This window comes from Stenotrophomonas sp. 99219_Sma, assembly GCF_056480785.1.
In genome coordinates this window covers 44,346-67,757 of sequence record NZ_CM151117.1, presented here as the reverse complement: position 1 = coordinate 67,757, position 23,412 = coordinate 44,346, and the positions used below count along the sequence as shown (strand labels likewise).

The 23,412-nt window shown below is 68.0% G+C and carries 20 protein-coding genes; 6 read left to right on the top strand and 14 right to left on the bottom strand.

All coding sequences use genetic code 11. The annotated features are described in order from the left end of the window. Nucleotides 1-33: 33 nt before the first annotated feature. Nucleotides 34-1,479: an FAD-dependent oxidoreductase gene (locus ACZK13_RS00290; RefSeq protein WP_014035469.1), complete on the top strand. Its 1,446-nt coding sequence runs from the start codon at nucleotides 34-36 to the stop codon at nucleotides 1,477-1,479. On the opposite strand, the gene ACZK13_RS00285 is transcribed toward ACZK13_RS00290, so the two are convergent. Continuing rightward, complete coding sequence (locus ACZK13_RS00285; protein WP_125893100.1) at nucleotides 1,465-3,873, bottom strand: ATP-binding protein; 2,409 nt, start codon at nucleotides 3,871-3,873, stop codon at nucleotides 1,465-1,467. The genes ACZK13_RS00290 and ACZK13_RS00285 overlap by 15 nt on opposite strands. A gap of 167 nt (nucleotides 3,874-4,040) precedes the next feature. Here ACZK13_RS00285 and ACZK13_RS00280 point away from each other — a divergent pair, with 167 nt between their 5' ends. After that, nucleotides 4,041-4,907 carry a methylglyoxal synthase gene (locus tag ACZK13_RS00280; RefSeq protein WP_049422383.1) on the top strand — a complete coding sequence of 289 codons (867 nt, stop codon included), beginning with the start codon at nucleotides 4,041-4,043 and terminating at the stop codon, nucleotides 4,905-4,907. Between the two features lie 490 nt (nucleotides 4,908-5,397). Here the strand turns inward: ACZK13_RS00280 and ACZK13_RS00275 are convergent, their stop codons facing one another. Genes ACZK13_RS00275 through ttcA form a run of 3 tightly spaced genes read right to left on the bottom strand, consistent with a single transcriptional unit; the run spans nucleotide 5,398 to nucleotide 8,099 of the window. Next, a complete protein-coding gene (locus tag ACZK13_RS00275) occupies nucleotides 5,398-6,177 on the bottom strand; it encodes a M48 family metallopeptidase (RefSeq protein WP_125893009.1) in 780 nt (259 codons plus the stop codon). A 59-nt stretch (nucleotides 6,178-6,236) separates the two neighbouring features. Then, nucleotides 6,237-7,142 carry a recombination-associated protein RdgC gene (locus tag ACZK13_RS00270; RefSeq protein ID WP_005411825.1) on the bottom strand — a complete coding sequence of 302 codons (906 nt, stop codon included), beginning with the start codon at nucleotides 7,140-7,142 and terminating at the stop codon, nucleotides 6,237-6,239. A 36-nt stretch (nucleotides 7,143-7,178) separates the two neighbouring features. Beyond that, the gene (gene ttcA / locus ACZK13_RS00265; RefSeq protein WP_180837745.1) at nucleotides 7,179-8,099 is read right to left on the bottom strand and encodes a tRNA 2-thiocytidine(32) synthetase TtcA; all 921 of its coding nucleotides are present in this window, start codon (nucleotides 8,097-8,099) and stop codon (nucleotides 7,179-7,181) included. A 91-nt stretch (nucleotides 8,100-8,190) separates the two neighbouring features. Between ttcA and ACZK13_RS00260 the strand changes: the two genes are divergently transcribed. Then, nucleotides 8,191-8,394 carry a YdcH family protein gene (locus ACZK13_RS00260; RefSeq protein ID WP_005421068.1) on the top strand — a complete coding sequence of 68 codons (204 nt, stop codon included), beginning with the start codon at nucleotides 8,191-8,193 and terminating at the stop codon, nucleotides 8,392-8,394. 100 nt (nucleotides 8,395-8,494) lie between these two features. Here the strand turns inward: ACZK13_RS00260 and plsB are convergent, their stop codons facing one another. The 4 genes from plsB to ACZK13_RS00240 form a co-directional block, all read right to left on the bottom strand. Then, nucleotides 8,495-11,131, bottom strand: a complete 2,637-nt coding sequence (gene plsB / locus ACZK13_RS00255; protein WP_125893005.1) for a glycerol-3-phosphate 1-O-acyltransferase PlsB — start codon at nucleotides 11,129-11,131, stop codon at nucleotides 8,495-8,497. After that, nucleotides 11,131-12,081, bottom strand: a complete 951-nt coding sequence (locus ACZK13_RS00250) for a hypothetical protein (RefSeq protein WP_317618052.1) — start codon at nucleotides 12,079-12,081, stop codon at nucleotides 11,131-11,133. The genes plsB and ACZK13_RS00250 overlap by 1 nt, the downstream gene beginning before the upstream one ends. A 424-nt stretch (nucleotides 12,082-12,505) precedes the next feature. Then, a complete protein-coding gene (gene pyrF, locus ACZK13_RS00245) occupies nucleotides 12,506-13,231 on the bottom strand; it encodes an orotidine-5'-phosphate decarboxylase (protein WP_253143506.1) in 726 nt (241 codons plus the stop codon). Further along, nucleotides 13,228-14,151, bottom strand: coding sequence for a 5'-nucleotidase, lipoprotein e(P4) family (locus tag ACZK13_RS00240; protein ID WP_032128687.1), 924 nt, complete (start codon nucleotides 14,149-14,151; stop codon nucleotides 13,228-13,230). The genes pyrF and ACZK13_RS00240 overlap by 4 nt, the downstream gene beginning before the upstream one ends. A 101-nt stretch (nucleotides 14,152-14,252) precedes the next feature. Between ACZK13_RS00240 and ACZK13_RS00235 the strand changes: the two genes are divergently transcribed. Further along, complete coding sequence (locus tag ACZK13_RS00235; RefSeq protein ID WP_032128686.1) at nucleotides 14,253-14,903, top strand: YceH family protein; 651 nt, start codon at nucleotides 14,253-14,255, stop codon at nucleotides 14,901-14,903. A gap of 48 nt (nucleotides 14,904-14,951) precedes the next feature. Here ACZK13_RS00235 and ACZK13_RS00230 read toward each other — a convergent pair whose 3' ends face one another. Both ACZK13_RS00230 and ACZK13_RS00225 read right to left on the bottom strand, forming a co-directional pair. Further along, complete coding sequence (locus ACZK13_RS00230; protein WP_049422378.1) at nucleotides 14,952-15,479, bottom strand: GNAT family N-acetyltransferase; 528 nt, start codon at nucleotides 15,477-15,479, stop codon at nucleotides 14,952-14,954. A 262-nt stretch (nucleotides 15,480-15,741) separates the two neighbouring features. After that, a complete protein-coding gene (locus tag ACZK13_RS00225) occupies nucleotides 15,742-17,718 on the bottom strand; it encodes a UvrD-helicase domain-containing protein (protein ID WP_253143505.1) in 1,977 nt (658 codons plus the stop codon). A 101-nt stretch (nucleotides 17,719-17,819) separates the two neighbouring features. Between ACZK13_RS00225 and ACZK13_RS00220 the strand changes: the two genes are divergently transcribed. Together ACZK13_RS00220 and ACZK13_RS00215 are read left to right on the top strand one after the other, a co-directional pair. Then, nucleotides 17,820-18,440 carry a thymidine kinase gene (locus tag ACZK13_RS00220; RefSeq protein ID WP_008264720.1) on the top strand — a complete coding sequence of 207 codons (621 nt, stop codon included), beginning with the start codon at nucleotides 17,820-17,822 and terminating at the stop codon, nucleotides 18,438-18,440. Between the two features lie 95 nt (nucleotides 18,441-18,535). Then, on the top strand, nucleotides 18,536-19,240 hold the full coding sequence (locus ACZK13_RS00215; protein ID WP_478482139.1) for a sel1 repeat family protein: 705 nt from the start codon (nucleotides 18,536-18,538) through the stop codon (nucleotides 19,238-19,240). 42 nt (nucleotides 19,241-19,282) lie between these two features. On the opposite strand, the gene ACZK13_RS00210 is transcribed toward ACZK13_RS00215, so the two are convergent. The 4 genes from ACZK13_RS00210 to ACZK13_RS00195 form a co-directional block, all read right to left on the bottom strand. Beyond that, nucleotides 19,283-20,887: an OpgD/OpgG family glucan biosynthesis protein gene (locus tag ACZK13_RS00210; protein ID WP_253143504.1), complete on the bottom strand. Its 1,605-nt coding sequence runs from the start codon at nucleotides 20,885-20,887 to the stop codon at nucleotides 19,283-19,285. Nucleotides 20,888-20,992: 105 nt separating this feature from the next. After that, a complete protein-coding gene (gene mutM / locus ACZK13_RS00205; protein WP_049422377.1) occupies nucleotides 20,993-21,805 on the bottom strand; it encodes a bifunctional DNA-formamidopyrimidine glycosylase/DNA-(apurinic or apyrimidinic site) lyase in 813 nt (270 codons plus the stop codon). A 19-nt stretch (nucleotides 21,806-21,824) separates the two neighbouring features. Continuing rightward, on the bottom strand, nucleotides 21,825-22,157 hold the full coding sequence (locus ACZK13_RS00200) for an EF-hand domain-containing protein (RefSeq protein ID WP_180837739.1): 333 nt from the start codon (nucleotides 22,155-22,157) through the stop codon (nucleotides 21,825-21,827). Continuing rightward, nucleotides 22,154-23,356, bottom strand: a complete 1,203-nt coding sequence (locus ACZK13_RS00195) for a DesA family fatty acid desaturase (RefSeq protein WP_032128677.1) — start codon at nucleotides 23,354-23,356, stop codon at nucleotides 22,154-22,156. Before ACZK13_RS00195 ends, ACZK13_RS00200 begins: the two co-directional genes overlap by 4 nt. Nucleotides 23,357-23,412 lie beyond the last annotated feature (56 nt).

Sequence of the window (23,412 nt, the reverse complement as noted above, 5' to 3'; positions counted from 1 at the left end):
GGCCGGCAACCGGAAAACATCAAAGAGCCCGCCATGAGCCGCAAGCACGCCTTCCAGTTCCTCGACCTGCCCCGCACCATGCCGCAGCGCATTCCGGTGGAACTGCGCACGTCCGGCGACTGGGGCGAGTTGTACGGCAAGTTCGGCAAGGAGGACGCCCAGTACCAGGCCGGTCGCTGCCTGGATTGCGGCAACCCCTACTGCAGCTGGAAGTGCCCGGTGCACAACGCCATTCCGCAGTGGCTGCAGCTGGTGCAGGAGAACCGCATCCACGAAGCCGCCACGCTGTGCCACAGCACCAACCCGTTGCCGGAGGTGTGCGGCCGGGTCTGCCCGCAGGATCGACTGTGCGAGGGCAGCTGCACGCTGGAGGAATTCGGTGCGGTCACCATCGGTGCGGTGGAGAAGTACATCGTCGATACCGCGCTGGCCAGCGGCTGGCGCCCTGACCTGGGCGCGGTGCAGCCCAGCGGCCACAGCGTGGCGGTGATCGGCGCCGGTCCAGCCGGCCTGGCCTGCGCCGATCGCCTCGCCCGCGCTGGCATTGCCGCCGTGGTCTACGACCGCTATGAGCAGATCGGCGGCCTGCTGCAGTTCGGCATTCCCAGCTTCAAGCTGGACAAGGACGTGATCCACCGCCGCCGCGAAGTGCTGGAGGGCATGGGCGTGCAGTTCCGCCTCGGCGTGGAGATCGGCCGTGACCTGAGCGTGCAGCAGCTGCTGGACAGCCACGACGCGGTGTTCGTCGGCACCGGCGCCTACCGCTACACCGATGGTGGCCTCGACGGCCAGGACCTGAAGGGCGTGCTGCCGGCCCTGCCGTTCCTGGTACAGAACAGCCGCATTGTGGGCGGCGATGACCCGAAGGGTCGGCCGATTGCCGGCTGGGAAGACACCATTGCCCTGCCCGACCTCAACGGCAAGCGCGTGGTGGTGCTCGGTGGCGGCGATACCGGCATGGACTGCGTGCGCAGCGCGGTGCGGCTGGGCGCGGCCAAGGTCACCTGTGCCTATCGCCGCGACGAAGCCAACATGCCCGGCAGCGCGCGCGAAGTGGCCAATGCCCGCGAAGAAGGCGTGCGCTTCCTGTTCAACCGGCAGCCGCTGTCGATCGAAGCCGGCGCCGACGATGAAGTGATCGGCGTGACCGTGGTGGAAACCCGGCTGGGCGAGCCCGATGCCAACGGCCGCCAGAACGCCGTGCCGATCGAAGGCAGTGAATCGCTGCTGGAAGCGGACGTGGTGATCATCGCCTTCGGCTTCTCACCGAGCGTGCCGGCGTGGCTGGCCGAGCTGGGCGTGGAAGGCCAGTCCAACGGACGCATCGTGGCCGGCGGCAAGGACCGCCTGCCATTCCAGACCGCGCATCCGCGCCTGTTCGCCGGTGGTGACGCGGTGCGCGGTGCTGACCTGGTGGTGACCGCCGTGGCCGAAGGCCGCGATGCCGCCGCCAGCATCGTGCGGCTACTGGCCCACTGAGTCCGGTACCAGCAATGCCGCCAGCAGCGCCCGCAGTGCGTGCGGCTCCACCGGCTTGGCCAGGAAGTGGTCGATGCCAGCCGCACGACAGGCTTCGCGGGTGCTTTCCATCACGCTGGCGGTGAGCGCGATGATCGGCAACTGCGCACGCGCCGGGCAGGCATCGGCACGGATCGCCCGTGCCAGCGCGAAGCCATCCATGCCCGGCATGTGGCAGTCGGTGATGACCAGGTCGAACGGCTGCGCCTGCCATGCTTCAAGCGCCGACCGTCCATCGGTACAGGCGTGGACCTGCAGCCCGAGCGCACACAGGTGCTGCTCCAGCAGATGCAGGTTGGTGGGATGGTCTTCAGCCATCAGCACGCGCGCCGCCGGCAATGGACGCTCGTCCGCAACCGCCGGCGCGGGCGCGGCCACGGGTGCCTCACAGGCATCCAGGTCCAGATCCAGCCACACCGTGGTGCCCTTCCCGGGTGAGCTGCGCAGCTGCAGCTCCGCCCCCATCGAGATCGCCAGCTCGCGGCAGATCGCCAGGCCCAGCCCACTGCCGCCGAAGCGCCGCGTGGTCGAGCGCTCCGCCTGGGTATAGGCAGCGAACACCGCCTGCTGGCGCTCCTCGCTGATGCCCACGCCGCTGTCGCTTACCTGCAGGCGCAGCCGCTGGCCCCAGTCGCGTTGCTGCAGTACCTGCACCTGCAGTTCCACGTGGCCGTGCCGGGTGAACTTCAACGCGTTGCCGGCCAGGTTGAACAGGATCTGGCGCAGGCGCAGGCCATCGGCCAGCGATCCCGGCTGCATCTCCGGATCAAGCACCACCTGCAGGTGCAGGCCTCGGCTGGCGGCCACCGGCATCAGCAGCTGCTGCACCGCGCGCACCAGTGCCGCCAGGTCGGTGGGCCGCAGCTGCAGTGGTGCGCCCTCCAGGCGTTGGCTGTGCAGTACATCGTCGAGGATCTGCCGCAGCATCCGCGCGGCATCATCGACGGTGGCCAGCACCTGCTGCTGGCGCGGCTCCAGCCTGCTGCCCGCCAGCCGTTCGAGCATGCCCAGCAGCGTGCTCATCGGGGTGCGGATCTCGTGGCTCATCGTTGCCAGGAAGTGCGCCTTGGCCTGTGCCGCCTGCTCGGCCTCGCGGCGCGCTTCGGCCAGCGCGCGGGTACGTGACTGCACCTCACTGACGTCGATCCAGTAGCCGCTCCACTCGACGTCGCTGTCGTCGCAGGACAACGGCCGCCCATGCGAGCGCACCCATCGCCAGCCCTGTGGCGAGCGGGTGCGGAAGGTGACGTCGATCGGGCCACGCGCCAATGCAGCCATCTCGACGCAGGCCATCACCTGGTTGCGGTCATCCGGGTGGACCGCGGCCAACAACCGCTGGTGATCGATCCGCGCGGTCTCCACGCTGATTCCGAACAGGGCCTGCACGTCCCCGGCGATCTGCGGAAAGCTGTAGTGGCCGCCCGCCGAACGACGCGCCTGGTAGACCACCGCCGGCAGGTTCGCGGTCACCTCCTGCAGGCGCTGCTCCACCCCTCGGCGGCGCACGCTCTCGCGATGGACCCGCCAGTAGCCGAAGGCATGGACCAGCGCCAGGGCGAGCAGGATGAGCGAGGCCGGCACCAGCCAGCGCAGGGGCGACGATGACGGAGCATTGCGCGGCCGGTCCGGCAGCCAGGCCGCGCGGATCTGATCGCGTTCGGTGTCGGTCAGCTGCGACAGCGCCTGTTCGAAGCCGGCGATGACATCGGCGCAGGCGGGCGTGGTCGCCAGCACCAGGGCATCATCGAAACCGGCCGGCGCGGCGATCAGCAGTGCACCGCCCTGGTAGCGGCGCAACGCCGCCTCGACGTCGCCGAGGTTGGCGACCACCGCATCGACCAATCCGGTACCCAGCAGCGGGAGTGCATCGTCCAGCGCTGCCGGAGGCAGCAGCTGTGCACCCGCTGCCTGCTCGGCCAGCAGCCCCTGCAGCGGCACCCGGCTGGGGCTGGCCACAATGCGTCCACGTAGATCTTCCAGGCCCAGCACCGGCGGCGCATCCTCCCGGCGCACGATCACCTGTGGCAGCTGCAGGTAGGGCGTGCTGACCACCCATCCGGCAGGCAGTTGCGAGCGTGGCCATCCCAGCAGCGCCTGGGTGCCGGCCGGCAGCTCGTCCCGGTCCACGCTGGTGGCCGGCACGGGCAACAGCTGCAGTGGCCGTTGCCCGCCCAGCAGCTTCAGGTACGCCGCGCCGAGCCCCCGGGCTTCGCCCTGTTCGCTGGACGACAAAGGATCACGGTCGGACGGCCAGGCGATGCGCAGCGGTGTGCTGCAGCCCGTGGCGGAGGCCGCGGCAGGCAGCAGCAGGCTGGCCATGACAGCAATGGCTGCCGGGAAGCCGGCGACATTCACGGTAGGCATCCTCATCTCGCGGGCGGAAGGAACGGCCGCGCTGCGGTACCGCTGCCTGCCACGCTATCGACGCGCGGGCCGACGGCAATGAAGAAAGTTGTAAAAGCATCCAGATGGGGGAATGCCGACATACACTGCCGCCTTCACCCGTACCTGCGGAGCGTTCGATGCGCATCGGCCTGGCTGCCAACCGTCTTCATCACCACGACGCGCGCGCTGCGCTGTTCCGTTGGCTGCGCAGCAGCGAGGCCGGCCTGCGCGAGCTGGGCGTGTCGCTGCATGCGGTCGGCCGCACCCATGACGCGATCGAACGGCAGGGCTTCCTGACCGGGTACGCGGGCCTGCACCGTTATCCCTACGGACGCGAGGGTGGCCTGATGAAGCTGGTCGCCGAAGTCGTTGGCATGGGTCCGGATCGGACACTGGATGGCGCGATCTACCTGATCGACCCGGTCGATCCATCCTCGGTGTTTCCGGAAGCAACCGCGCTCAAGCGGCAGTGCGTGATCCACGGCAAGCCGTTCATTTCGACCGTGGCCACCGCACGCGACTGGGTGGAGGTGGAGCGCGTCCACGCCGGGCTGGCAGCAGATGCCGGCGCCGACGACCTGCATGCGTTCGAAGGCCAGACGCTGGCGCTGATCGCGCACGATGCGATGAAGCCGGCGATGCTGGCCTTCGCCGATGAGCACTTCGATGTGCTGGCCCGGTTCGGTGAGCGGGTGGCCACCGGGACCACCGGCCAGCGTTTGAACGAGCTGGCCTGGAGCCGGGGCTGGCCGCGTGATACGCCGTGGGTGACGCGCTACCAGAGCGGCCCGATGGGCGGTGATGCGCAGATTGCCGACCGGGTGCTGGAGGGGCGTTGCCAGCGCGCGATCTTCTTCGAGGATCCGCATGTGGCGCGCCAGCATGAGGCGGATATCCAGCTGCTGGAGCGCGCGGTGACCACGGTGACCGATCAGGCGGTGTGCATTACGGCGCCGCGGGTGGCGGCGCGGTGGGCGGCGGCGGCGGCGTTGCGGGCGGGGTGAGGGTTTCGGCCAACGGCTGAGCCCCTCGTGGTGGGTCGTTCAGATCAGAAGCCGTGCTTGGCCGGGTGGGGTGGATTGCGCAGGGGTCGCTGCAAGTCCCCCTCCGGGGCCCGGCCCAGCCGCTGGCGGCTGTGCGTTCAGGCGCTTGCGAAGCAGTGCTTCGCAAGCAAAGCGCCTTCACCCCTGTAAGCTCGGTCGCCGCTTGCTCGTGTGCGCTGTCCTGCGCACACGGCAAGACCGGGCTTGGGCGTCCTGCCCAACCCGCCCGAGGCATGCCTCGGGCCCATGCGGCTCACGCCCCTGCGCAACCCACCCCACCCGGCCACGGACACTTTCCGGTGTGCCCACCACGGAAGAAAGAAAGAAGAGCAGGAGCGAAAGCGGGTCGCGCGCTGCGCGCGCTTTTGTAGAGCCGAGCCATGCTCGGCTGCTGTTGATCGCGAGGGCTGAATATCCGCGCTACGCGCGTTAGCCGAGCATAGGCTCGGCTCTACAGCAGCTGGCGGAGCATAGCTTTCAAGCGGCGCCCTTCGAGCTGGAAGTAATCGCGCTGTTCGCGCCAGGCGGGGAAGCGTTGTTCCACTTCGTGCCAGAACGCGGGTGAGTGATTCGGCTGGATCAGGTGGCAGAGTTCGTGCACCAGCACGTACTCGAACGCCTCGGATCGGCCCAGCACCAGGGCCAGGTCCAGTGCCATGCTGCCGTCCGGGGCAAGTGAGCCCCATTGCGAGGACATCACCTTCAGACGCAGGCGGCTGGGTGCGCGCGGCAGGGTGGGCAGGTACTTCGGCAGCCAGCGGCCAACGTCGGCGCGGGTCTGGGCTTCGTAGAACTCGCGCAGCAGGCGGCGCAGGGTGGCATCACCGCCGCGGGTCGGCCACTGCACGCAGGCGCCGTGCTCGTCGATCTCCAGCCGCGCGTAGCGGCCTTCCTGCCAGCGCAGCGGCAGCAGTTCGCCACGCAGGGGCAGCACGCCGTCTTCGCCCGGCTGCAGCGGTGCCGGCAGGCCCTGGCCCTGGTACTGGCGAAGCTGCAGTGCCAGCCAGTCGCGGTGCTGTTCCAGGAAGCGTTCGCCCATCACCAGGCTTGCGCGCGGCGGCAGGGTCAAACGTGCGCCGCGTTCGTCCACGCTCAGCTTGATGCGGCGCGCACGTGGATCGCGCACGCGCAGCACCTCGATCTCGGCATCCTCCAGGCGCAGGCGAACGGTGTCGCGCTGTACGGTGGCGGGCGGGGTCGGGCTGATCAGGCGGCGCAGCAGACGGCTCATGCGCCCAGCATAGCGCCGCTTCGGGCCGCCGGATGACCGGCGGCCGTCGGGCTGCCTGTTCAGTCAGCCTTGCTGAGCTTGAAGGCTTCTTCCAGCAACAGGAACAGGCGGCGGATCTCGGCGCTCTGCAGGGCGAAGCGGGCATCGAACTCGGCGCGGCGGCCGTCTTCGTCGGCATGCTCCAGCTGGTCCAGGGCGCCGTCGAGGAACTTCAGCTTGCGCACGATCAGGTCGTCGCCGATCACGAAGGACAGGTTGTCTTCGAAGATCAGCGCCAGCTTGGTCACCTGCTTGCCGGCGTCCAGGTGCTTGTCGATCTCGTCGCAGCGCAGTTCCTGGTGCTGGCACTTGACCACCGCGCCACCTTCCACCGGGTCCTTCATCTCGCACTCTTCGCCCAGGCTCAGCCCGGTCGGCAGCGGCTCGCCGGCGATCCAGCCGGTCAGGATCGAACGCGGTGCGACTTCGGCATTCAGCGGCATCGCCGGGAAGCTACCGAGCAGGCCGCGGATGTCGGACATGAAGTACTCGCCGGTCTTGCGGCTGGAGGTATCCACCGCCACGTAGCCGTGCTGCAGGTCGATGAAGGCGTCGTTGCGCGAGGACTTCACGAAGGCGCGCGGCAGCAGTTCATGCAGCAGGTCGTCCTTCATGCGCTTGCGCTCGCGGCCACCCGGGCGGCGGCCTTCCTTCTCCTCGATCTCCTCCAGCTTGCGCTCGAGCAGGTCGTTGACCACCGCCGCCGGCAGGATCTTGTCCTCGCCGCCCACGGTCAGCCACAGATGTTCGGCGATGCGGTGGGAGAGCAGTTCCTTCTCCTCGCGGCCGAACGGCGAGATGAAGCCGCGCGAATTCATTTCCAGTGCGCCGACCGGCTTCAGCAGCGCGTGCGGCAGCAGGGTGTCGACTTCGGAAAAATCGGTGGTGGTCGGGAAACGGAAGAACGTCAGGTTGCGAAAGAACATGGAATTCCGGATGGCAAAGAGGAAGGGCGACCGACCTTAAACGGTGGGCGTCTCGGGATCTGCGTCGGCGTCGGCCGGGGAACCGGCCAGCCAGGCATGGGCGTCGGGCAGCGGCGCGTCGTCGCGACGGCCCAGCGCCATGAAGTCGAACAGGGTGGTGTCGGCCAGCTGCGAGGGCCGGACTTCGCCCATGGCACGCGCGATCTGCTCGATGCGGCCCGGGTGGTCCTTTTCCCACTGCTTCAGCATCAGGCCGACCTGGCGGCGCTGCAGGTTCTCCTGGCTGCCGCACAGGTTGCAGGGAATGATCGGGAACTGGCGGGCCTGTGCGTACTCGACGATGTCGCTTTCGCGCACGTAGGCCAGCGGCCGGATCACCACGTGCTTGCCGTCATCGCTGCGCAGCTTCGGCGGCATGCCCGACAGCTTGGCGTGGTGGAACAGGTTCATGAAGAACGTGGCCACCATGTCGTCGCGGTGGTGGCCCAGCGCGATCTTGGTGAAGCCATGGAGTTCGGCGTAGTTGTACAGCGCGCCACGACGCAGCCGCGAGCACAGCGAACACATGGTCTTGCCTTCCGGGATGACCCGGCTGACCACCGAATAGGTGTCCTGCTCGATGATGTGGTACGGCACGCCCAGCCCGGCCAGGTACTCCGGCAGCACGTGCTCGGGGAAGTCCGGCTGCTTCTGGTCCAGGTTCACCGCCACCAGCTCGAACGGCACCGGCGCCTTCTTCTGCAGCTGCAGCAGCACGTCCAGCAGGGTGTAGCTGTCCTTGCCGCCGGACAGGCAGACCATGACCTTGTCGCCGGCCTCGATCATGCCGAAGTCGGCAATCGCCTCGCCGACCTGGCGGCGCAGGCGCTTGGCCAGCTTGTGCTGCTCGCGCTCGGCCACGCGCGGATCACGGGCGATGCGCGGCTGGGGATCGGGAAGGGAAATCACGGCACTCATGGGTTCCATTCTAACGGCTCGGAGCGGCCACGGCCGGGGGTCGGGATTCCCCTCTCCCGGCAGTCATCATCGCTGTGTATGCTCGGAGGCTGTGGACACCTACAGCCCCGCCGAGATCGTCGAGCACCTCGCCGCCCTGCGCGCCGAGCACCGCCTGCTGGATGAACAGATCACCCGCATGGCCGCCAATGGCGAGGACGAGCTGGAAGCCAAGCGCCTGAAGCGGCGCAAGCTTCAGCTGAAGGACTGCATCGCCAGGCTGGAAAGCCTGCAGATTCCCGACGAACCGGCCTGAGCGGTGGCCCATCCACGCATGGCGTGGATCTACTGCTTCGCCCCGGTAGATGCCAACCTTGGTTGGCATGCCGTTCGCCGGGCATCGCCGGGCGCTGCCTTCAATCCTGCGGCGCAGGCTCGTCCGGACGGGCCGCTTCCGGGCTGACCCGCTCGATGGTGTGGCGCAGCTCGCGGCCGAGGATGAACTTGGCATCCTTGGCCCAGGCGTCCAGGCGTTCGTCGAACAGCAGCTTGCTGTTCTCGTCCGGCCACACCAGGCGCAGCTCGCGCAGCTTCTGGATGAAGCCACGGAACAGGGATTTGTCGAAGAACTCCGGTGCCGCCGGTGCATAGAGCAGGCTCAGCCGCTGCGCGGCCTGCTGACACAGGCTTTCCAGCTCGGCCGCGCCGAGCACGCCGGGGCCGTTCTTCACCAGTACCGAGATGGCGATGTAATAGCGCTCGAACGCCTGCTGCAGCGAATGGCCGATCGCACGCAGGCGGAACACCTCGTCGGTCTGCCCGGTGTTGCGCGCCAGGATGCCGCCATCGTCATCGTTGACGTTCTGCAGCAGGCCTTCGCGCACGAACACGTCGATGGTCCGGTCGATGCGCTGGGCGAACTCGTCCTCGCTCCACGGCAGGAACAGCTCGGCCTGCAGGAACGGGTATACCGTACGGCCCAGCTGGACCAGGCCGGTGCGGCTCATGCGGCGGTTGTTCTGGAAGCAGCAGGCCACCCACGACGAGGCGGTGAACAGGTGCACCACGTTGTTGCGGAAGTAGCTGAGCAGCACCGCGGTATCGCCGCTGACGCTGAGCACGTCGCCCAGCGGGTGCTTGATGCGGGTGAGGACGTTGATTTCCTCGGCATGGGCGATGATCCGCTCCGGCGAGTGCGGGGTCACCGTCACCCGGTCCGAGTACGGCATCTCGACCAGCAGGGTCTTGCACAGCTCGATCTGCGCGATCAGGTCGGCCTCGCCCATCGCGTGCTTCGGCGTGGACAGCAGGGCCAGCGCCAGCAGGTTGATCGGGTTGACGTCGGCGGCGGCATTGACGCGCACGTTGATGCTCTGCGCGAGAGTATCGACGGTCTTCATCAGCCAAGCCGGCTTCTCATCCTCCGGCACAGCCCGGCCATCCCATTCGGGAGCATTGGCTGCAAGAACACTTGTCAGCTCGATCGGCTCGCCGAAGTTCACCACCACCTGGCCGTAGTTCTGCTTGAGCACCTTGGGGATGCCCCACAGCAGCGACCAGATCGATTCCTTTTCTTTCGGCCGGCCGGACAGCTCGTCCAGATAGCTGTTGCCTTCCATCAGCTTCTCGTAGCCGATGTAGATGGGCTGGAACAGCACCGGCTTGCGCGGCTGGCGCAGATAGGCCCGCAGGGTCATCGAGATGACACCTCCCTTGGGCTGCAGCAGTCGGCCGGTACGCGAGCGGCCACCTTCGACGAAGTACTCGATGGAATATCCGCCTGACACCAGCTGCGCCATGTATTCGGAGAACACTGCCGAATACAGCGGATTGCCACGGAAACTACGGCGCGCGAAGAACGCACCGCCCTTGCGCAGCAGGGTACCGACCACCGGCAGGTTCAGATTGATACCCGCGAAGATGTGCGGCGGCACGATGCCACGGTCGTACAGCAGGTAGGACAGCAGCAGGTAATCCATGTGGCTGCGGTGGCTGGGCACGTAGACCACTTCGTGGCCCGGCGCGGCGGCCTTGAACTTGTCCAGGTGGTGCACCAGCACGCCCGCATAGATGCGGTTCCACACGTGGCTGAGCATGAAGCTGGCCGAACGCACCACCGGGCTGGAATAGTCCGCGGCGATTTCCCAGGCGTAGGCGTGTGCCTTCTTCCAGGCATCGGCCGGCTTCGAATTGTCGCGCTTGGCCTGTGCGGCGATCGCTTCGCGCACCGGTTCGGCGGCCAGCACCTGGTCGACCAGCAGGCGCCGCGTCGACAGGTCAGGGCCGATCACCGATTCACGGATGCGGCGGAAATGGGTACGCAGCACGCGCTGCAGCTTGCGCACCGTGCGCTCCGGCTCAAGGCCTTCGTCCACGGTGCTGCGCAGCGAGATCGGCGGGGCAAAGCGGACGATGGTGCTGCGGCCGTTGAGCAGCACCGCCAGCAGGCGGCGGAAGCGACCCACCAGCGCCCAGTTTTCCGAGAACAGCACGGCGAACCAGCCGCTCTGCTTGTCCGGCGCGCGGCCGACGAAGATCGACACCGGCACCAGGTGCACGTCCAGGTCATCGCGCACGCGATGAGCCTGCAGCACCTTGGCCAGCGAGTCCGAATGGGTCTTGGCGCCGCGCTGCTCGGGAATCAGCGAGTTGCTGGAGCTGCGCCGCGACAGCGCCAGGTAGGCGCGCTTGCGGCCGGTCGGGTCACCGGCCAGCGGCACCAGCGGCGATGGCAGGCCGGCCTGGCGGCAGGCCTTGTCCAGGATCAGCGCATTGGACAGGCCGTAGTCTTCCAGCACGTACATGACCGGGCGGCCATCGTTGTACTGGCCCGGGTCTTCCGGTTCGATCTTCAGCGACAGCCACGGCTCGACCAGGCGGCCGAGCAGGCGAGCCCACAGCGGGCGGCGGCCGGCCGGACGCGCGTGCGCGGGCGGCGGTACCGGGTTCGGGCCGGTACCGGTCGAGGGGGACGCCGGCACCGTATCGGCGGGCGTCGACTGGGATTCTTCGCCGGGGAACGGCAGCGGGTTCTGTTTCGACATCGGCGCCATTATGGCTTAGGCGGCGGCGTTGCCGCTTCCCCACCCTCGGCGGGGGCTTCAGCCGGTGACGGCGACGCAGCGGCGCGGGCAGCATCGGCCTGGCGCAGCAGGGCATCGGTATCGGCCAGGGTGCGCGTCAGATACCAGTGGCCCTCGCGCCGGCTCAGCGGCAGCTGCAGGGTCATCTCACGCCCCGCCAGGTCGTAGTGCAGGCGTACCAGCGCGTTGTCGCCCTCCACCGACAGCAGTTCACCGCGCACGCTGCGCAGTGCGTCATCCACGCCCAACCCGTAGCTGCCCAACACCGCCTTGAGGGTATGGATGAACGGCGCCAGCTGCTGCAGGCTGCCTTCCATGCCCGCGGCCTGCAGGCCGGCCTCATCGTCGAAGCCGACCTTGCCGGCGGCCCCCACCAGCGCGGCGATCGTGCTGCGTGCACGCGCACGGTCACTGATCGGCGCGCCCTGCGCCCAGCTGGCGAGGGTTTCCACCAGGGCGATGTAATGGGCCTGCTGGCCGGGCGTATAGCCCTTCTGGTGGCGCAGGTACTGCACGCCGAAGTTGCCCATCGACTGCGCGGCCTGGCGCACGGCACCGGCCTGGCCGGCCAGCTGGCGGTCGAAGCTGCGTTGCAGTTCGGCACCGGCATTGGGCGTGCGCAGTGCGGCCAGCATCGGCAGCAGCTGGTCGCCCAGTGGCAGTTCAGTCAGCGGCCACTGGCTGCGGCCCTCGGCCCAGGCCTGGTGCAGGCGCTGGTACTGGCTGGGCGGAACCGACAGCTTTGCATAGCCGACCAGATCGTCCTCGGCCAGGCGCAGGGCCATCGCCTGCACCGCCGCAACTGGTTCGGCTGCCGGCCTGGCCGGATCGTTGGCCGGTTCACGGCACGCGGTCACGGCCAGCAGCATGACTGCCAGCCCCCATCCACGCGCAGACCTTCCTCGCACTGCCACGCTCATGCACTCGGACTCCCCGGACCGGTCCGCATCTTGCGGCCTGCGAGGTGACAGCGGCAAGCCGGGACGTCACGGTTTCCGCAGTTGCTTGTGCAAGTCACTGATCGGAATAAAAAAAGAGCCGGAATCACGAGGATCACAGGCTCTTCAAGCCGGCGCAGGGCCGGTGGACAGTGTTGTGGCACATGTCCGGTCCGAGGACCGGATGGCGGCGATCCTACGCTGCCGCTCAAGTTAAGGCAACACTTCACGTAGTGTCATATAAATCATTGATTTTATTGATTAGCCTGATGCCTTGCGCCGGGGCCATGAAATCTACGGCAGGTTTTGCGGCGATTCGGGCACAACCGGTCCTTCGGCGGATGCAAAAACGCCATCCCGCGCGGGTCGGGATGGCGTTCGGGCCTGCAGACTGCGCAGCGGAATCTCAGCGCGTAGCCAACGCCGACGCGATTTCCTGCTGAATGGCCCGGGCCGCAGCCTGCGGATCGGCGGCCAGGCGGATCGGGCGACCGACCACGATGGCATCGGCGCCATCGGCAAAGGCCTGGGCCACGCCAACGGTACGCTTCTGGTCATCGCCGACCGGGCCACCGGGGCGGATGCCCGGGCAGACGATCGAGAACCCGGCGCCGGTAGCGGCGCGGATCGGGCCGGCTTCCTGGCCCGAGGCGATCACGCCATCGATGCCGGCCGCCTGCGCGGCCAGCGCGCGCTCGACCACCACGTCCACCGGCTCACGGTCGATGCCCATCTGCGCCAGGTCCGGGCGGCCCATCGAGGTCAGCACGGTCACCGCCAGCAGGCGCATGTCGCTGCTGTTGGCGGCGGCGCAGGCTTCCATCATCGCCGGGTGCCAGCCGTGGATGGTGGCGTAGCTGACCGGCCACTGCGACAGGCGCTTGATCACCGCCGCGGCGGTGGCCGGGATGTCGAAGAACTTCAGGTCGACGAACACGCGCTTGTCGCGGCGGGCCAGCTCGTCCAGCACCTGGAAGTACTCGCCGGAGGCGAGCAGTTCCATGCCGATCTTGTAGAACGCCACGCTGTCGCCGAGGCGCTCGACCCACTCCAGCGCCTGCACGCGGTCCGGCACGTCCAGCGCGAAGATCAGGCGCTCGTCATCGCGCAGCGGCAGCGGCGCGCGGCTCACGGCGCGTAGTCCAGCGCAGCGCGCTTGGCGTCGTGGCGGGCCTGGCGCGACTGGCTGTAGTCGTTGTTGAACTGCGCCGGCTCGAAGCCGCCGTAGGTCGGGTTCGGCAGCATCCACCAGCGCTCGCCGAACCAGTCGTGGTACTGCTGCAGCAGCGCGTCACGACCGTCGTTGGTGTTGGCGGTCACTTCGACGAAATCGCCCAGCTGGTCGCCAAACTGCATCAGCACGCGGTATTTCTGCCCGGCCAGGCGGCGGCGGCAGTTCTTCTCGCTGCCGGCCTGCTCGCAGCCTTCGACCACGGTGCCCAGGCCCAGGAACACGCTGTCATCGGCCACCGGCAGGCCCTGCTCGCGCAGGTTGGCCAGGGTTGCGTCCTTCAGGTGCACGGCGCGGTTGGAGATGTACAGCAGGGTCACGCCCTTGGCGTTGGCGGCCTTGGCGAAATCAACCACGCCCGGAATGGCCTTGGCCTTCTTTTCGGCCACCCACTGGTCCCAGGTCAGCTCGTCGTATTCCTTGCCGTCGCGCACCAGGCGCGCCTGGTAGGGCGAGTTGTCCAGCACGGTCTCATCCACGTCCAGCACCACCGCCGGCTTCAGGCCCTTGGCCTCGTTGCCGCGTTCTTCCGGCACCAGCGCATCCCAGTGGGCTTCCTTCAGCGCGGCATCCAGGTGGTCGGCGGCGGCACGGTAGGTCTGCTCGGTGATCGCCTTGTACTCCTGCGCGCGCTGCATCCACAGCACCGCATTGAGATTGTCGTTGGCAGTGGCATCGAGCGCGCCGTCGGCCTTGGCAGCGGCGGCCGGGGCCTCCGGTGCAGCGGCTTCGGCGGCAGGCGCATCCACGCGCTTGCAGGCGGACAGGCCCAGCGCCGCGGTGGCGAGCAGGGTCAGGGACAGGGAAACGGGACGACGCATGGATTCACCGGCAATCAGATATACCGGCGCATTTTACCGGCAAAGGCGGTCCCGGGACGGCTATGCTTGGCGGTTGACCCGTTGCCCTTCCGGAGGCCGCCATGACCGATTCCACCCAGACCCCCGACGTCCCCCTGCTCGACGCCGTGCAGGCCCGCCTGCTGGGCTGCCTGGTGGAGAAGGAGGCAACCACCCCGGACACCTATCCGCTGACGGTCAACGCCGCCCAATCGGCCGCCAACCAGAAGACCGCCCGCGAGCCGGTGATGAACGTCGATGCCGGCAGCGTGCAGCACGCGCTGCGCCAGCTGGAAACACTGGGCCTGGCCCGCCAGCACTTCTCCTCCCGTGCAGACCGTTACGAGCACCGCCTGCAGGCCGCGCTGGACCTGACCCGGCAGCAGACCGTTCTGCTGGCGATGCTGCTGCTGCGTGGGCCGCAGACCCTGGGCGAACTGGTCACGCGCAGCGAGCGCCTGCACCGCTTCGCCGACGCCGACGAAGCCCGCCACGCCATCGAGCGCCTGCAGCAGCGCGCGCTGCTGGTAGTACTGCCGCGCGCCAGCGGCCAGCGCGAAGACCGCTACATGCACCTGCTGTGCGGTGAAGTGGACGGCGCGGCGCTTGCGGCCAAATACGCCAGCAGCGGCGGTGGCAGCGACGCGGCCGATCCGGGCCTGGCCGAGCGCGTGGCCCAGCTGGAAGCGGCCGTGGCCGAGCTGCAGGCGCAGCTGGCCGAACTGCGCGGCTGATGGTGGGTGCCGACCGTCAGCTGCTACTGTGCCGGCCAGCGGCCGGCACTACCCGACGTCAGCCGCACCCAAGGTGGCGTACAGCCGGCTGGGCGTTTCGATGCCCGGCAACTGGATCACCCCGCGCTCCTGCATGCCCAGGCCCAGCAGGATCTTCCCGGACACCACGTTGTCCAGATCGGTGATGCCGTACAGATCCTGCAGGCCCAGCTCAGCGCGCGCATGCGCGAACACCGCCCGCGCCGCCTCACCGGCATAGCCCTGCCCGGCGAATTCAGACAGCACCGCGTAGCCGATGTCCGGCCCCGGCAAGCCATCGCGGCGCACCAGCCCGGCATTGCCCAGCCACGCCCCATCGGACAACCGCTCGATGGCATACATGCCGAACCCATTCAACGCATAGCTGTGCAGCACCCGCAGCGCGATGTACTCACGCGCCTGTTCTTCACTGCGCACATTGCGGTCACCAATGAAGCGCACGAAGCCCGGATCATTCAACAGCGCCAGCATCGGCGCCGCATCGCGATCAGGTTCAATCGCACGCAGGCGCAGGCGTTCACTTTCAATGGGATGCACGCGCAGACCTCCAGCCGAAACCCCGATTCTGCCTCAACCCCCGGCTGTTGCTTTTGATTTTCTTTTTTCTTTTCCGTGGCTGGCGCGCACGGAACCTGTCAGAGGCCGGGCGGGTGGGCTGGGCGGGACCGTCCGCGGCATGGATGCCGCGGCCGAGCCCCCATGGACGGGTTTACGGCGTGTCCCGACCAGCCCACCCGCCCGGCCCACCACGAATGCGCTGCGAACGGCGGCAGCCACGAGGGGCTGCGCCGTTCGCCGGTCAATCGAACAGCGCCTCGATCGCCGCCAACCCCGCACTCGCCCGTTCCTTCTTGCGCACCGCATCGGCCACCGGATCAGCACCATCGCGCTGGATCTCCTCCGCCGGAATCTCCTCGAAGAACCGGCTCGGCTTCAACCGCACGTGCTCACCGAACTTGCGGGTCAGCTTGCTGTAACTCATCCACAACTGGATCTTGGCGCGGGTGATGCCCACGTACAGCAGGCGCCGCTCTTCCTGCAGGTTGCCCTCGTCCAGGCTGACCTGGTGCGGCAGCACGCCATCCTCGCAGCCGACGATGAACACGTACGGGAATTCCAGGCCCTTGGAGGCGTGCATGGTCATCATGCGCACCTGGTTGCCGCCCTCGTCCTTGTCGCTGCGCGACAGCAGCGCCAGCTGGCCGGCCAGGTCGGCGGCAGTGGCACCGCGCGGGCCCCCCTCGAACCACTGCGCCAGTTCCTCGATGTTGTTGGCACGGCGCTGGTAACTTGCCTCTTCCTTGGCCTGCTGGCGCAGTTCGCTGAGCAGGCCGGATTCCTTGGCGACCTTGCGGATCATGTCGCCCGAGGTGACCTGACGCATCTGCGCGCGCAGGTCGCGCAGGATGTCGGTGAAGCGCGCCAGGCTGTTGGCCGCGCGCGGCGGCAACTGCTGCAGGGCGCCAATCGCCTCGGCGGCCTGTGCCATCGGCATGTCCTTTTCCTGCGCCAGCTCGGCCAGCTTGGCCAGCGTGCCGGCACCGACGTCGCGCTTGGGCGACTGCACCGCACGCATGAACGCGGTGTCGTCGTCGGGGTTCACCAGCAGCCGCAACCAGGCCAGCGTGTCCTTCACTTCCTGGCGTTCCAGGAACATGGTGCCGCCGGTCAGGTGATACGGAATGCGCAGCAGCTGCATCGCCTTTTCGAGCGGGCGCGACTGGAAGTTGCCGCGGAACAGGATGCAGAAGTCACTCCACGGTACATTGCGCGATTGCGCCACGAAGGCGATCTCGGCGGCGACCTTTTCCGCTTCGTGCTCGCTGTTTCGGCACTCCCACACGCGGATGCGCTCGCCGTCGGCCTGGTCGCTCCACAGCTTCTTCAGGTGCTCGTGCGGATTGTTGGCGATCAGCGCATTGGCCGCGCGCAGCACGCGGTTGGAGCAGCGGTAGTTCTGCTCCAGCTTGATGATCTCCAGCGTGGGATAGTCGCGCCCCATCTGCTGCAGGTTTTCCGGATTGGCGCCGCGCCAGGCATAGATCGACTGGTCATCGTCACCCACGCAGGTGAAGTTGCCCTTGTCGCCGGCCAGCTGCTTGAGCAGCCGGTACTGCGCATCGTTGGTGTCCTGGCATTCGTCCACCAGCAGGTAACCGATGCGCTCACGCCAGGCCAGCGCGATCTCCGGGTTCTCTTCCAGGATCTGCACCGGCAGACGGATCAGGTCATCGAAGTCGACCGCATTGAACGCGGTCAGGCGCAGCTGGTAGCGCTCGTAGACGCTGGCCGCTTCCTTCTCGCGATTGCTGCGCGCGGCGGCCATCGCCTGCTCGGGCGACAGGCCGGCGTTCTTCGCGCGCGACACCAGGTTCTTCATGTCCTCGATGTCATCAGGCTTGGCCCCGTACATCAGGTCCTTGATCTGCGCAGCGGCATCGTCTGCATCGAAGATCGAGAAGCCGCGCTTCAGGCCAACGGCCGCGTGCTCGATCTGCAGGAACTTCAGGCCCAGCGCATGGAAGGTGCAGATGGTCACCTCGTCGGCGTCCTGCTCGCGCAGGCGCTTGGCCACGCGCTCGCGCATTTCCTTCGCCGACTTGTTGGTGAAGGTGATCGCCGCGATGCGGCGCGCCGGATAGCGGCCGCAGCCGATCAGGTGGGCGATCTTTTCCACGATCACACGCGTCTTGCCGCTGCCCGCGCCGGCGAGCACCAGCAATGGACCTTCGATGTGCAGGACGGCGGCGGCTTGGGGGGGATTGAGACCGTGCATGGGATGGGGATTGTAGCGGGGCCGGGTGACGACCACAGCGGGCCGCCGGTGGGGTTGCTGAACGGCTTCGGCAAAGCGGGGCTGCGGCGTACAATCCGTCGATGGCCAAGCTCTACTTCTACTATTCGGCGATGAACGCCGGCAAGACCACCACCCTGCTGCAGAGCGCCCACAACTACCGCGAGCGCGGCATGCGGGTGGCGATCCTGACCCCGCGCCTGGACGATCGTGCCGGCGCCGGCGTGGTCGCCTCGCGGATCGGCCTGCGTGCGGACGGCATGGCCTTCGACCGCGATACCGACCTGCAGCGCTGGGTCGAGCAGGATCTGGCAGCCAACGGCCCGATGGGCTGCGTGCTGGTGGACGAGGCGCAGTTCCTGACCCGCGCCCAGGTCTGGCAGCTCAGCGAAGTGGTCGACCAGCTGCGCATTCCGGTGCTGTGCTACGGCCTGCGCACCGACTTCCGCGGCGAGCTGTTCGAGGGCAGCCAATACCTGCTGGCCTGGGCCGACGAGATGCAGGAGATCAAGACCATCTGCCACAGTGGCAAGAAGGCGACGATGACGGTGCGCGTGGACGAGCATGGCCACGCGGTGCAGGACGGCCCGCAGGTGGAGATCGGCGGCAACGACCGCTACGTGTCGGTGAGCCGCGCGGAGTTCAAGAAGATTACCCGCGGCGAAGGGCGGATCGATCCGGCGCAGGCGCCGCTGCCGCTGTAGCAGGCGCGCCGGTGCGCCATGACCTCCAGCGGTTTACAAGCAAGCGCTGTCGCGCCTAGGCTGCGGCTCCCCTGCTGCCGAACTGGACGTCCGACATGCGCTCTGCCCTCCTGCTGCTGCCGCTGCTGTTGCTGCACCTGCTGGCCACCGCGGCCGAGCGCCCGTCAGGTGAAGACGATGCGGCGGTGATCGGCGCCGGTTTCATGGACAGCCACCCGGACATGATGTACCGGCAATGGGGCGTCAACGCGCTGCGTCGCAACGATGTCAACGGCGCGATGGACAACTTCCGGCTGGCCGCGCGGTATGCGGACAAGCCTGCCCAGGGCTACCTCGGCGAGATGTACTGGTACGGGGTAGAGCAGCCGCGCAATCCGGTCATGGCCTATGCCTGGATGGAGGTGGCGGCCGAACGTGGCTATCCGTTGTTCGTCGAGCTGCGCAACGAGTACTGGGCCACGCTGCCGCTGGAGCAGCATGATGCGGCGCGCGCGCAGGCAAGCGCGCTGCGCGCCGAGTATGGTGACGAAGTCGCGCGCCCACGCATGGCCGAAGTGCTCAGAAAGGGGCGCCGCGAGATGACCGGCAGCCGCGTCGGCTCGATGTCCAACAACGTCGACATCGTGTACATGGACGGCGGAATCTCCCGCACCATCAAGGCCGATCGCCTCTACGACCCGAAGTACTGGGACCCGAAGCAGTACGAACGCTGGCAGGACGAAACCTGGATGAAGATCCGCCGGGGCACGGTGGAAGTGGGTGTGCCGACCCAGTCGCACGCCACCGACAGCAAGCCTTGAAACAACGGTGCCGGCGTGTAGCCGGCACCGGGCCGCATCCATTCAGTACAGCGTGCGCTCCGGCGCACCTGCCGGCGGCGGGGTGTACTGGTACAGCCAGGTCTCGGTGAGGGTCTTGCCGCCACTGCGCAGGAACAGACGGATGTCGATCTGCTCGGTGCTGCCTTCCGGCGGCACCAGGTCGAACATCGCGCGGTAGCCGTTGATCTCGCGCAGCGGGCGCGCCGACACGATCTCGACCCGGCCACGGCTGGCTTCCACCACGGCCTCGACCTCGCCCTTGTCGATCAGCCTGGCCAGTTCGCCGCCTTCGAAGTCCACCGCGAAGCGCCAGCTGAAATACTCGCGCTTCTTGCCGACCACGCCACCCAGGCCGGTGCGGCTGGCCACGCAGTGCGCCAGCGGCGGCCGTGCCGGCGGCTCGGCGCCCCAGTACAGGCGGTAGCCGACCAGCAGCTCCTGGCCCGGCTGCGGCTTTTCCTTCGGGTTCCAGAACGCCACGATGTTGTCGAAGGTCTCGTCCACGGTGGGAATCTCCACCAGCTGCACCGAGCCCTCGCCCCATTCGCCCTTCGGCTCCACCCACAGGCAGGGGCGCTTCTCGTAGAACACGCCGTCGTCCTGGTAGTGGTCGAAGTTGCGGTCGCGCTGCAGCAGGCCGAAACCACGCGGGTTGCGGTCGACGAACATGTTGAAGCGCAGGTTGCGCGGATTCAGCAGCGGTCGCCAGATCCATTCGCCGGCACCGGTCCACAGCGACAGGCCATCGGTGTCGTGGATCTCCGGGCGCCAGTCCCATGCCATGCGGCGGTCGTTCTCGCCCACCTGGTACATGCTGGTGCACGGGGCGATGCCCAGCCGCTCGATCGCCTTGCGCGGGTACAGCGCGCTGTCGATATCCATCAGCAGCACGTCGCCGTTGGTGATGGCGAAGCGGTACGCACCGGCCACGCTGGGCGAATCCAGCAGGCCGTAGACCACGATCGTCTCCGAATCGGCCGACGGCTGCTCCAGGTAGTAGGCGATGAAGTCCGGGAATTCCTCCGGCTTGCCCATGCCGGTGTCGATCGCCAGGCCGCGCGCGGACTGGCCGTACTGGCCTTCCTTGCCGACCGCGCGGAAGTAGCTGGCGCCGAGGAAGGCCGCGAAGTCGCGGTCGGTGTCCTTGCGGGTGTTCAGGCGGAAGCCGGCGAAGCCCAGATCGGCCGGCAGCTCGCCGTCCTTGATGCCGCTCTTGCCGTAGTTGAACGCCGCGCCGTCATAGGCCAGCTCCTGCGCCTTGCCGTCGACCACGTCGAACATGCGCACCGGCGAGTGGAAGTACAGGCCCAGGTGGAAGAACTTGGCCTGGAACTTGCCAGGCTGGTCAGCCCACAGCGCATGGTCCTGGCGGTAGCCGATCGACTGGTACTGGTCCCAGTCCAGGCCTTCCAGGCGGCCCGGCAGCACCCGCTTGTGGCTCTTGTAGGGTGCCTGTGCCAGCGCGCGCGCCTGGCCCTTCAGGGTGGCGAAGTCGAACGGCTGCGGCTGGCCGAGGCGGCGCAGGCCCATCTGGCCGCTCTTGCTGGCCGCGCACGCGGGCAGGGACGGCAGGCCGAATGCAGCCAGGGCGAAGGAGGCATTGCGGATGAAGTCGCGTCGTTGCATGCAGGCGCGTCAGGCACAGAGGGAAGGTCGGCCATCATAGGCAGACAAACGTTAACGGGCAGCGGAGACGTACCCTGCCCGTTCAGCTGCCGCTGGCCGCCCGCCTCAGCGCTGGCAGTGGCTGCACCAGACGCTGGCGCGCTGGCCGATGGTGGCGTGCTTCAGCGCGCGGCCACAGTTCGGGCAGGGCAGCCCATCGCGGCCGTACACCAGCAGTTCCTGTTCGAAGTAGCCCGGTGCGCCGTCAGGGCTGATGAAATCGCGCAGCGTGGTGCCGCCACGGGTGATGGCGTAGCCGAGGATTTCCTTCACCGCGTCGGCCAGCCGCTGATAGCGCCCGCGCGAGATCTTGCCGGCCTCGCGCAGTGGACTGATGCCGGCCTTGAACAGGCTCTCGGCGGCGTAGATGTTGCCCACGCCCACCACCACCGCCTGGTCCATCAGGAAGGTCTTCACCGGCGCGCTGCGGCCACGGCTGCGGGCGAACAGATAGTCGCCGTCGAACGCGTCGTCCAGCGGCTCCGGGCCCAGCCCCTGCAGCAGCGGATGGATCTCACCGGCGGGCTGCCAGAGCAGGCTGCCGAAGCGGCGCGGGTCGTTGAAGCGCAGCAGGCGGCCGTTGTCCAGGCTGATGTCGACGTGGTCGTGGGCGCGCACCGGCGTATCACCGGGCAGCACGCGCAGGCTGCCGGACATGCCCAGGTGCAGCACCGCGCTGCCGATGGCGGTATCCAGCAGCAGGTACTTCGCGCGCCGGCGGATCTCCTCGATGCGCTGCCCCGGCAGCAGCTCGGCCACTTCCGGCGGAATCGGCCAGCGCAGGTCGGCGCGACGCAGGATCACGCCATGCACGCGGCGACCCTGCAGGTGCGGCGCCAGGCCGCGGCGGGTGGTTTCGACTTCGGGCAGTTCAGGCATGAACCGATTCTACGCCCGCTCAGCGTGGCGGTGCCGCCAGTTCACGGGCATCCAGGACGCCATCACCGTTGGCATCCTGCTTGTGGAAACGCTGCACGATCACCTGCCGCTGCTGCTCGCGGCTGATCGCCCTGCCTTTGCCGCCGGGCAGCTCGTCTGCGCTCAGCACGCCATCGCCATTGCGGTCCATGCGGTCGAAGGCATACAGCATCCACTGCACGTACTCGGATTCACTCACCCGGCCGTCGCCATCGCTGTCCATCCGCTGCAGGTAGCTGGTGGTGTCGGTGACCTGGGCCAGCGCCACGCCCGGCAGCAGCACCGCCAGCAGAACCCCGTACCCAGCCCTCACGCGCCCACCAGGCTGTAGCCCTTCAACCGTGCGGCATAGGCCTGCAGCGCGGCGATCCCGCTTTCCTCGGCCTCACGGCACCACGCCTGCAACTGATGCAGGCGCTCAGCGGCATCGTGGCCGCGGGCCTCGAGCAGCGCCGCCAGCCGCGCGCGGTACTCGACCAGGGTGCGGATGCGCGGGCGCTGCGCCACCCATTCGCTGAGCTGGGCACGACTGTCCGGCTTCAACCAGCGGCCATCGTTGACCAGGCCACGGCGCAGCCGGCGTGGCAGCAGGCGGCGCAGCTTGGCCCCCGCCTGCACGGCTTCCTCGCGCAGGGCCGGCATGAACACATTGCGCTGGTAATCGGTCATCGCCTGGAAGCGGTGCGACAGCAGCGCCTTCAGGGTTTCGGCATCGGGCACCGCGATGTTCGGGCGCACGTCCATGGCCGGCGCCACCCGCAGCACCTTGGCCAGGCGCAGCGCCTGCAGCAGGCGGATCGCACTCCAGCCGATATCGAACTCCCAGCGCCGCATCGCGAAGCGCGCCGAACTGGGGAAGGCATGATGGTTGTTGTGCAGCTCCTCGCCACCGATCCAGAACCCCCACGGCGTGAGATTGGTGGAGGTGTCGGCGGACTCGTAGTTGCGGTAGCCCCACCAGTGCCCCAGGCCATTGACCACGCCCGCGGCCCAGAACGGGATCCATGCCATCTGGATCGCCCACAGGGCCACGCCCGGCAGGCCAAACAACACGGTATTGATCGCGAACAGCAGCACCGGCCCCAACGTGGCATGCGGGGTATACAGGCGGCGCTCGATCGCATCATCCGGGGTGCCGCGCCCGTACTGCTCGATGTCCGCGCGCATGCCACGCGCTTCGCGGTACAGCTCCACGCCGTGCCAGAACACCTTGCCGATGCCACGGGTGACCGGGCTGTGCGGGTCGTCCTCGGTCTCCACCTTGGCGTGGTGCTTGCGGTGGATGGCCACCCACTCGCGGGTGATCATCGAGGTGGTCAGCCACAGCCAGAAGCGGAACACATGGGCCAGCGCCGGGTGGAAATCGACCCCGCGATGGGCCTGGCTGCGGTGCAGGTACAGGGTCACCGAGAAGATGGTGATCTGGGTGAAGACCAGCAGCACCGCCAGCATGGCCCACCACCCCAGGCCGAGCACACCACCGGTCAACAGGGACATCAGGGCATCTGGCATGACGGCTCTCCGGATCGACGCGGGGATGGCAGACATCATGGGCGCTTGCGTTGCAA

What these genes read in the sequence shown, in the direction of transcription:
- ACZK13_RS00290 (WP_014035469.1), top strand. Translation starts at nt 34, where the DNA reads ATGAGCCGCAAGCACGCCTTCCAGTTCCTCGACCTGCCCCGCACCATG.
- ACZK13_RS00280 (WP_049422383.1), top strand. Translation starts at nt 4,041, where the DNA reads ATGCGCATCGGCCTGGCTGCCAACCGTCTTCATCACCACGACGCGCGC.
- ACZK13_RS00275 (WP_125893009.1), bottom strand. Translation starts at nt 6,177, where the DNA reads ATGAGCCGTCTGCTGCGCCGCCTGATCAGCCCGACCCCGCCCGCCACC.
- ACZK13_RS00270 (WP_005411825.1), bottom strand. Translation starts at nt 7,142, where the DNA reads ATGTTCTTTCGCAACCTGACGTTCTTCCGTTTCCCGACCACCACCGAT.
- ttcA (WP_180837745.1), bottom strand. Translation starts at nt 8,099, where the DNA reads ATGAGTGCCGTGATTTCCCTTCCCGATCCCCAGCCGCGCATCGCCCGT.
- plsB (WP_125893005.1), bottom strand. Translation starts at nt 11,131, where the DNA reads ATGGCGCCGATGTCGAAACAGAACCCGCTGCCGTTCCCCGGCGAAGAA.
- ACZK13_RS00250 (WP_317618052.1), bottom strand. Translation starts at nt 12,081, where the DNA reads ATGAGCGTGGCAGTGCGAGGAAGGTCTGCGCGTGGATGGGGGCTGGCA.
- ACZK13_RS00240 (WP_032128687.1), bottom strand. Translation starts at nt 14,151, where the DNA reads ATGCGTCGTCCCGTTTCCCTGTCCCTGACCCTGCTCGCCACCGCGGCG.
- ACZK13_RS00235 (WP_032128686.1), top strand. Translation starts at nt 14,253, where the DNA reads ATGACCGATTCCACCCAGACCCCCGACGTCCCCCTGCTCGACGCCGTG.
- ACZK13_RS00225 (WP_253143505.1), bottom strand. Translation starts at nt 17,718, where the DNA reads ATGCACGGTCTCAATCCCCCCCAAGCCGCCGCCGTCCTGCACATCGAA.
- ACZK13_RS00220 (WP_008264720.1), top strand. Translation starts at nt 17,820, where the DNA reads ATGGCCAAGCTCTACTTCTACTATTCGGCGATGAACGCCGGCAAGACC.
- ACZK13_RS00215 (WP_478482139.1), top strand. Translation starts at nt 18,536, where the DNA reads ATGCGCTCTGCCCTCCTGCTGCTGCCGCTGCTGTTGCTGCACCTGCTG.
- ACZK13_RS00210 (WP_253143504.1), bottom strand. Translation starts at nt 20,887, where the DNA reads ATGCAACGACGCGACTTCATCCGCAATGCCTCCTTCGCCCTGGCTGCA.
- mutM (WP_049422377.1), bottom strand. Translation starts at nt 21,805, where the DNA reads ATGCCTGAACTGCCCGAAGTCGAAACCACCCGCCGCGGCCTGGCGCCG.
- ACZK13_RS00195 (WP_032128677.1), bottom strand. Translation starts at nt 23,356, where the DNA reads ATGCCAGATGCCCTGATGTCCCTGTTGACCGGTGGTGTGCTCGGCCTG.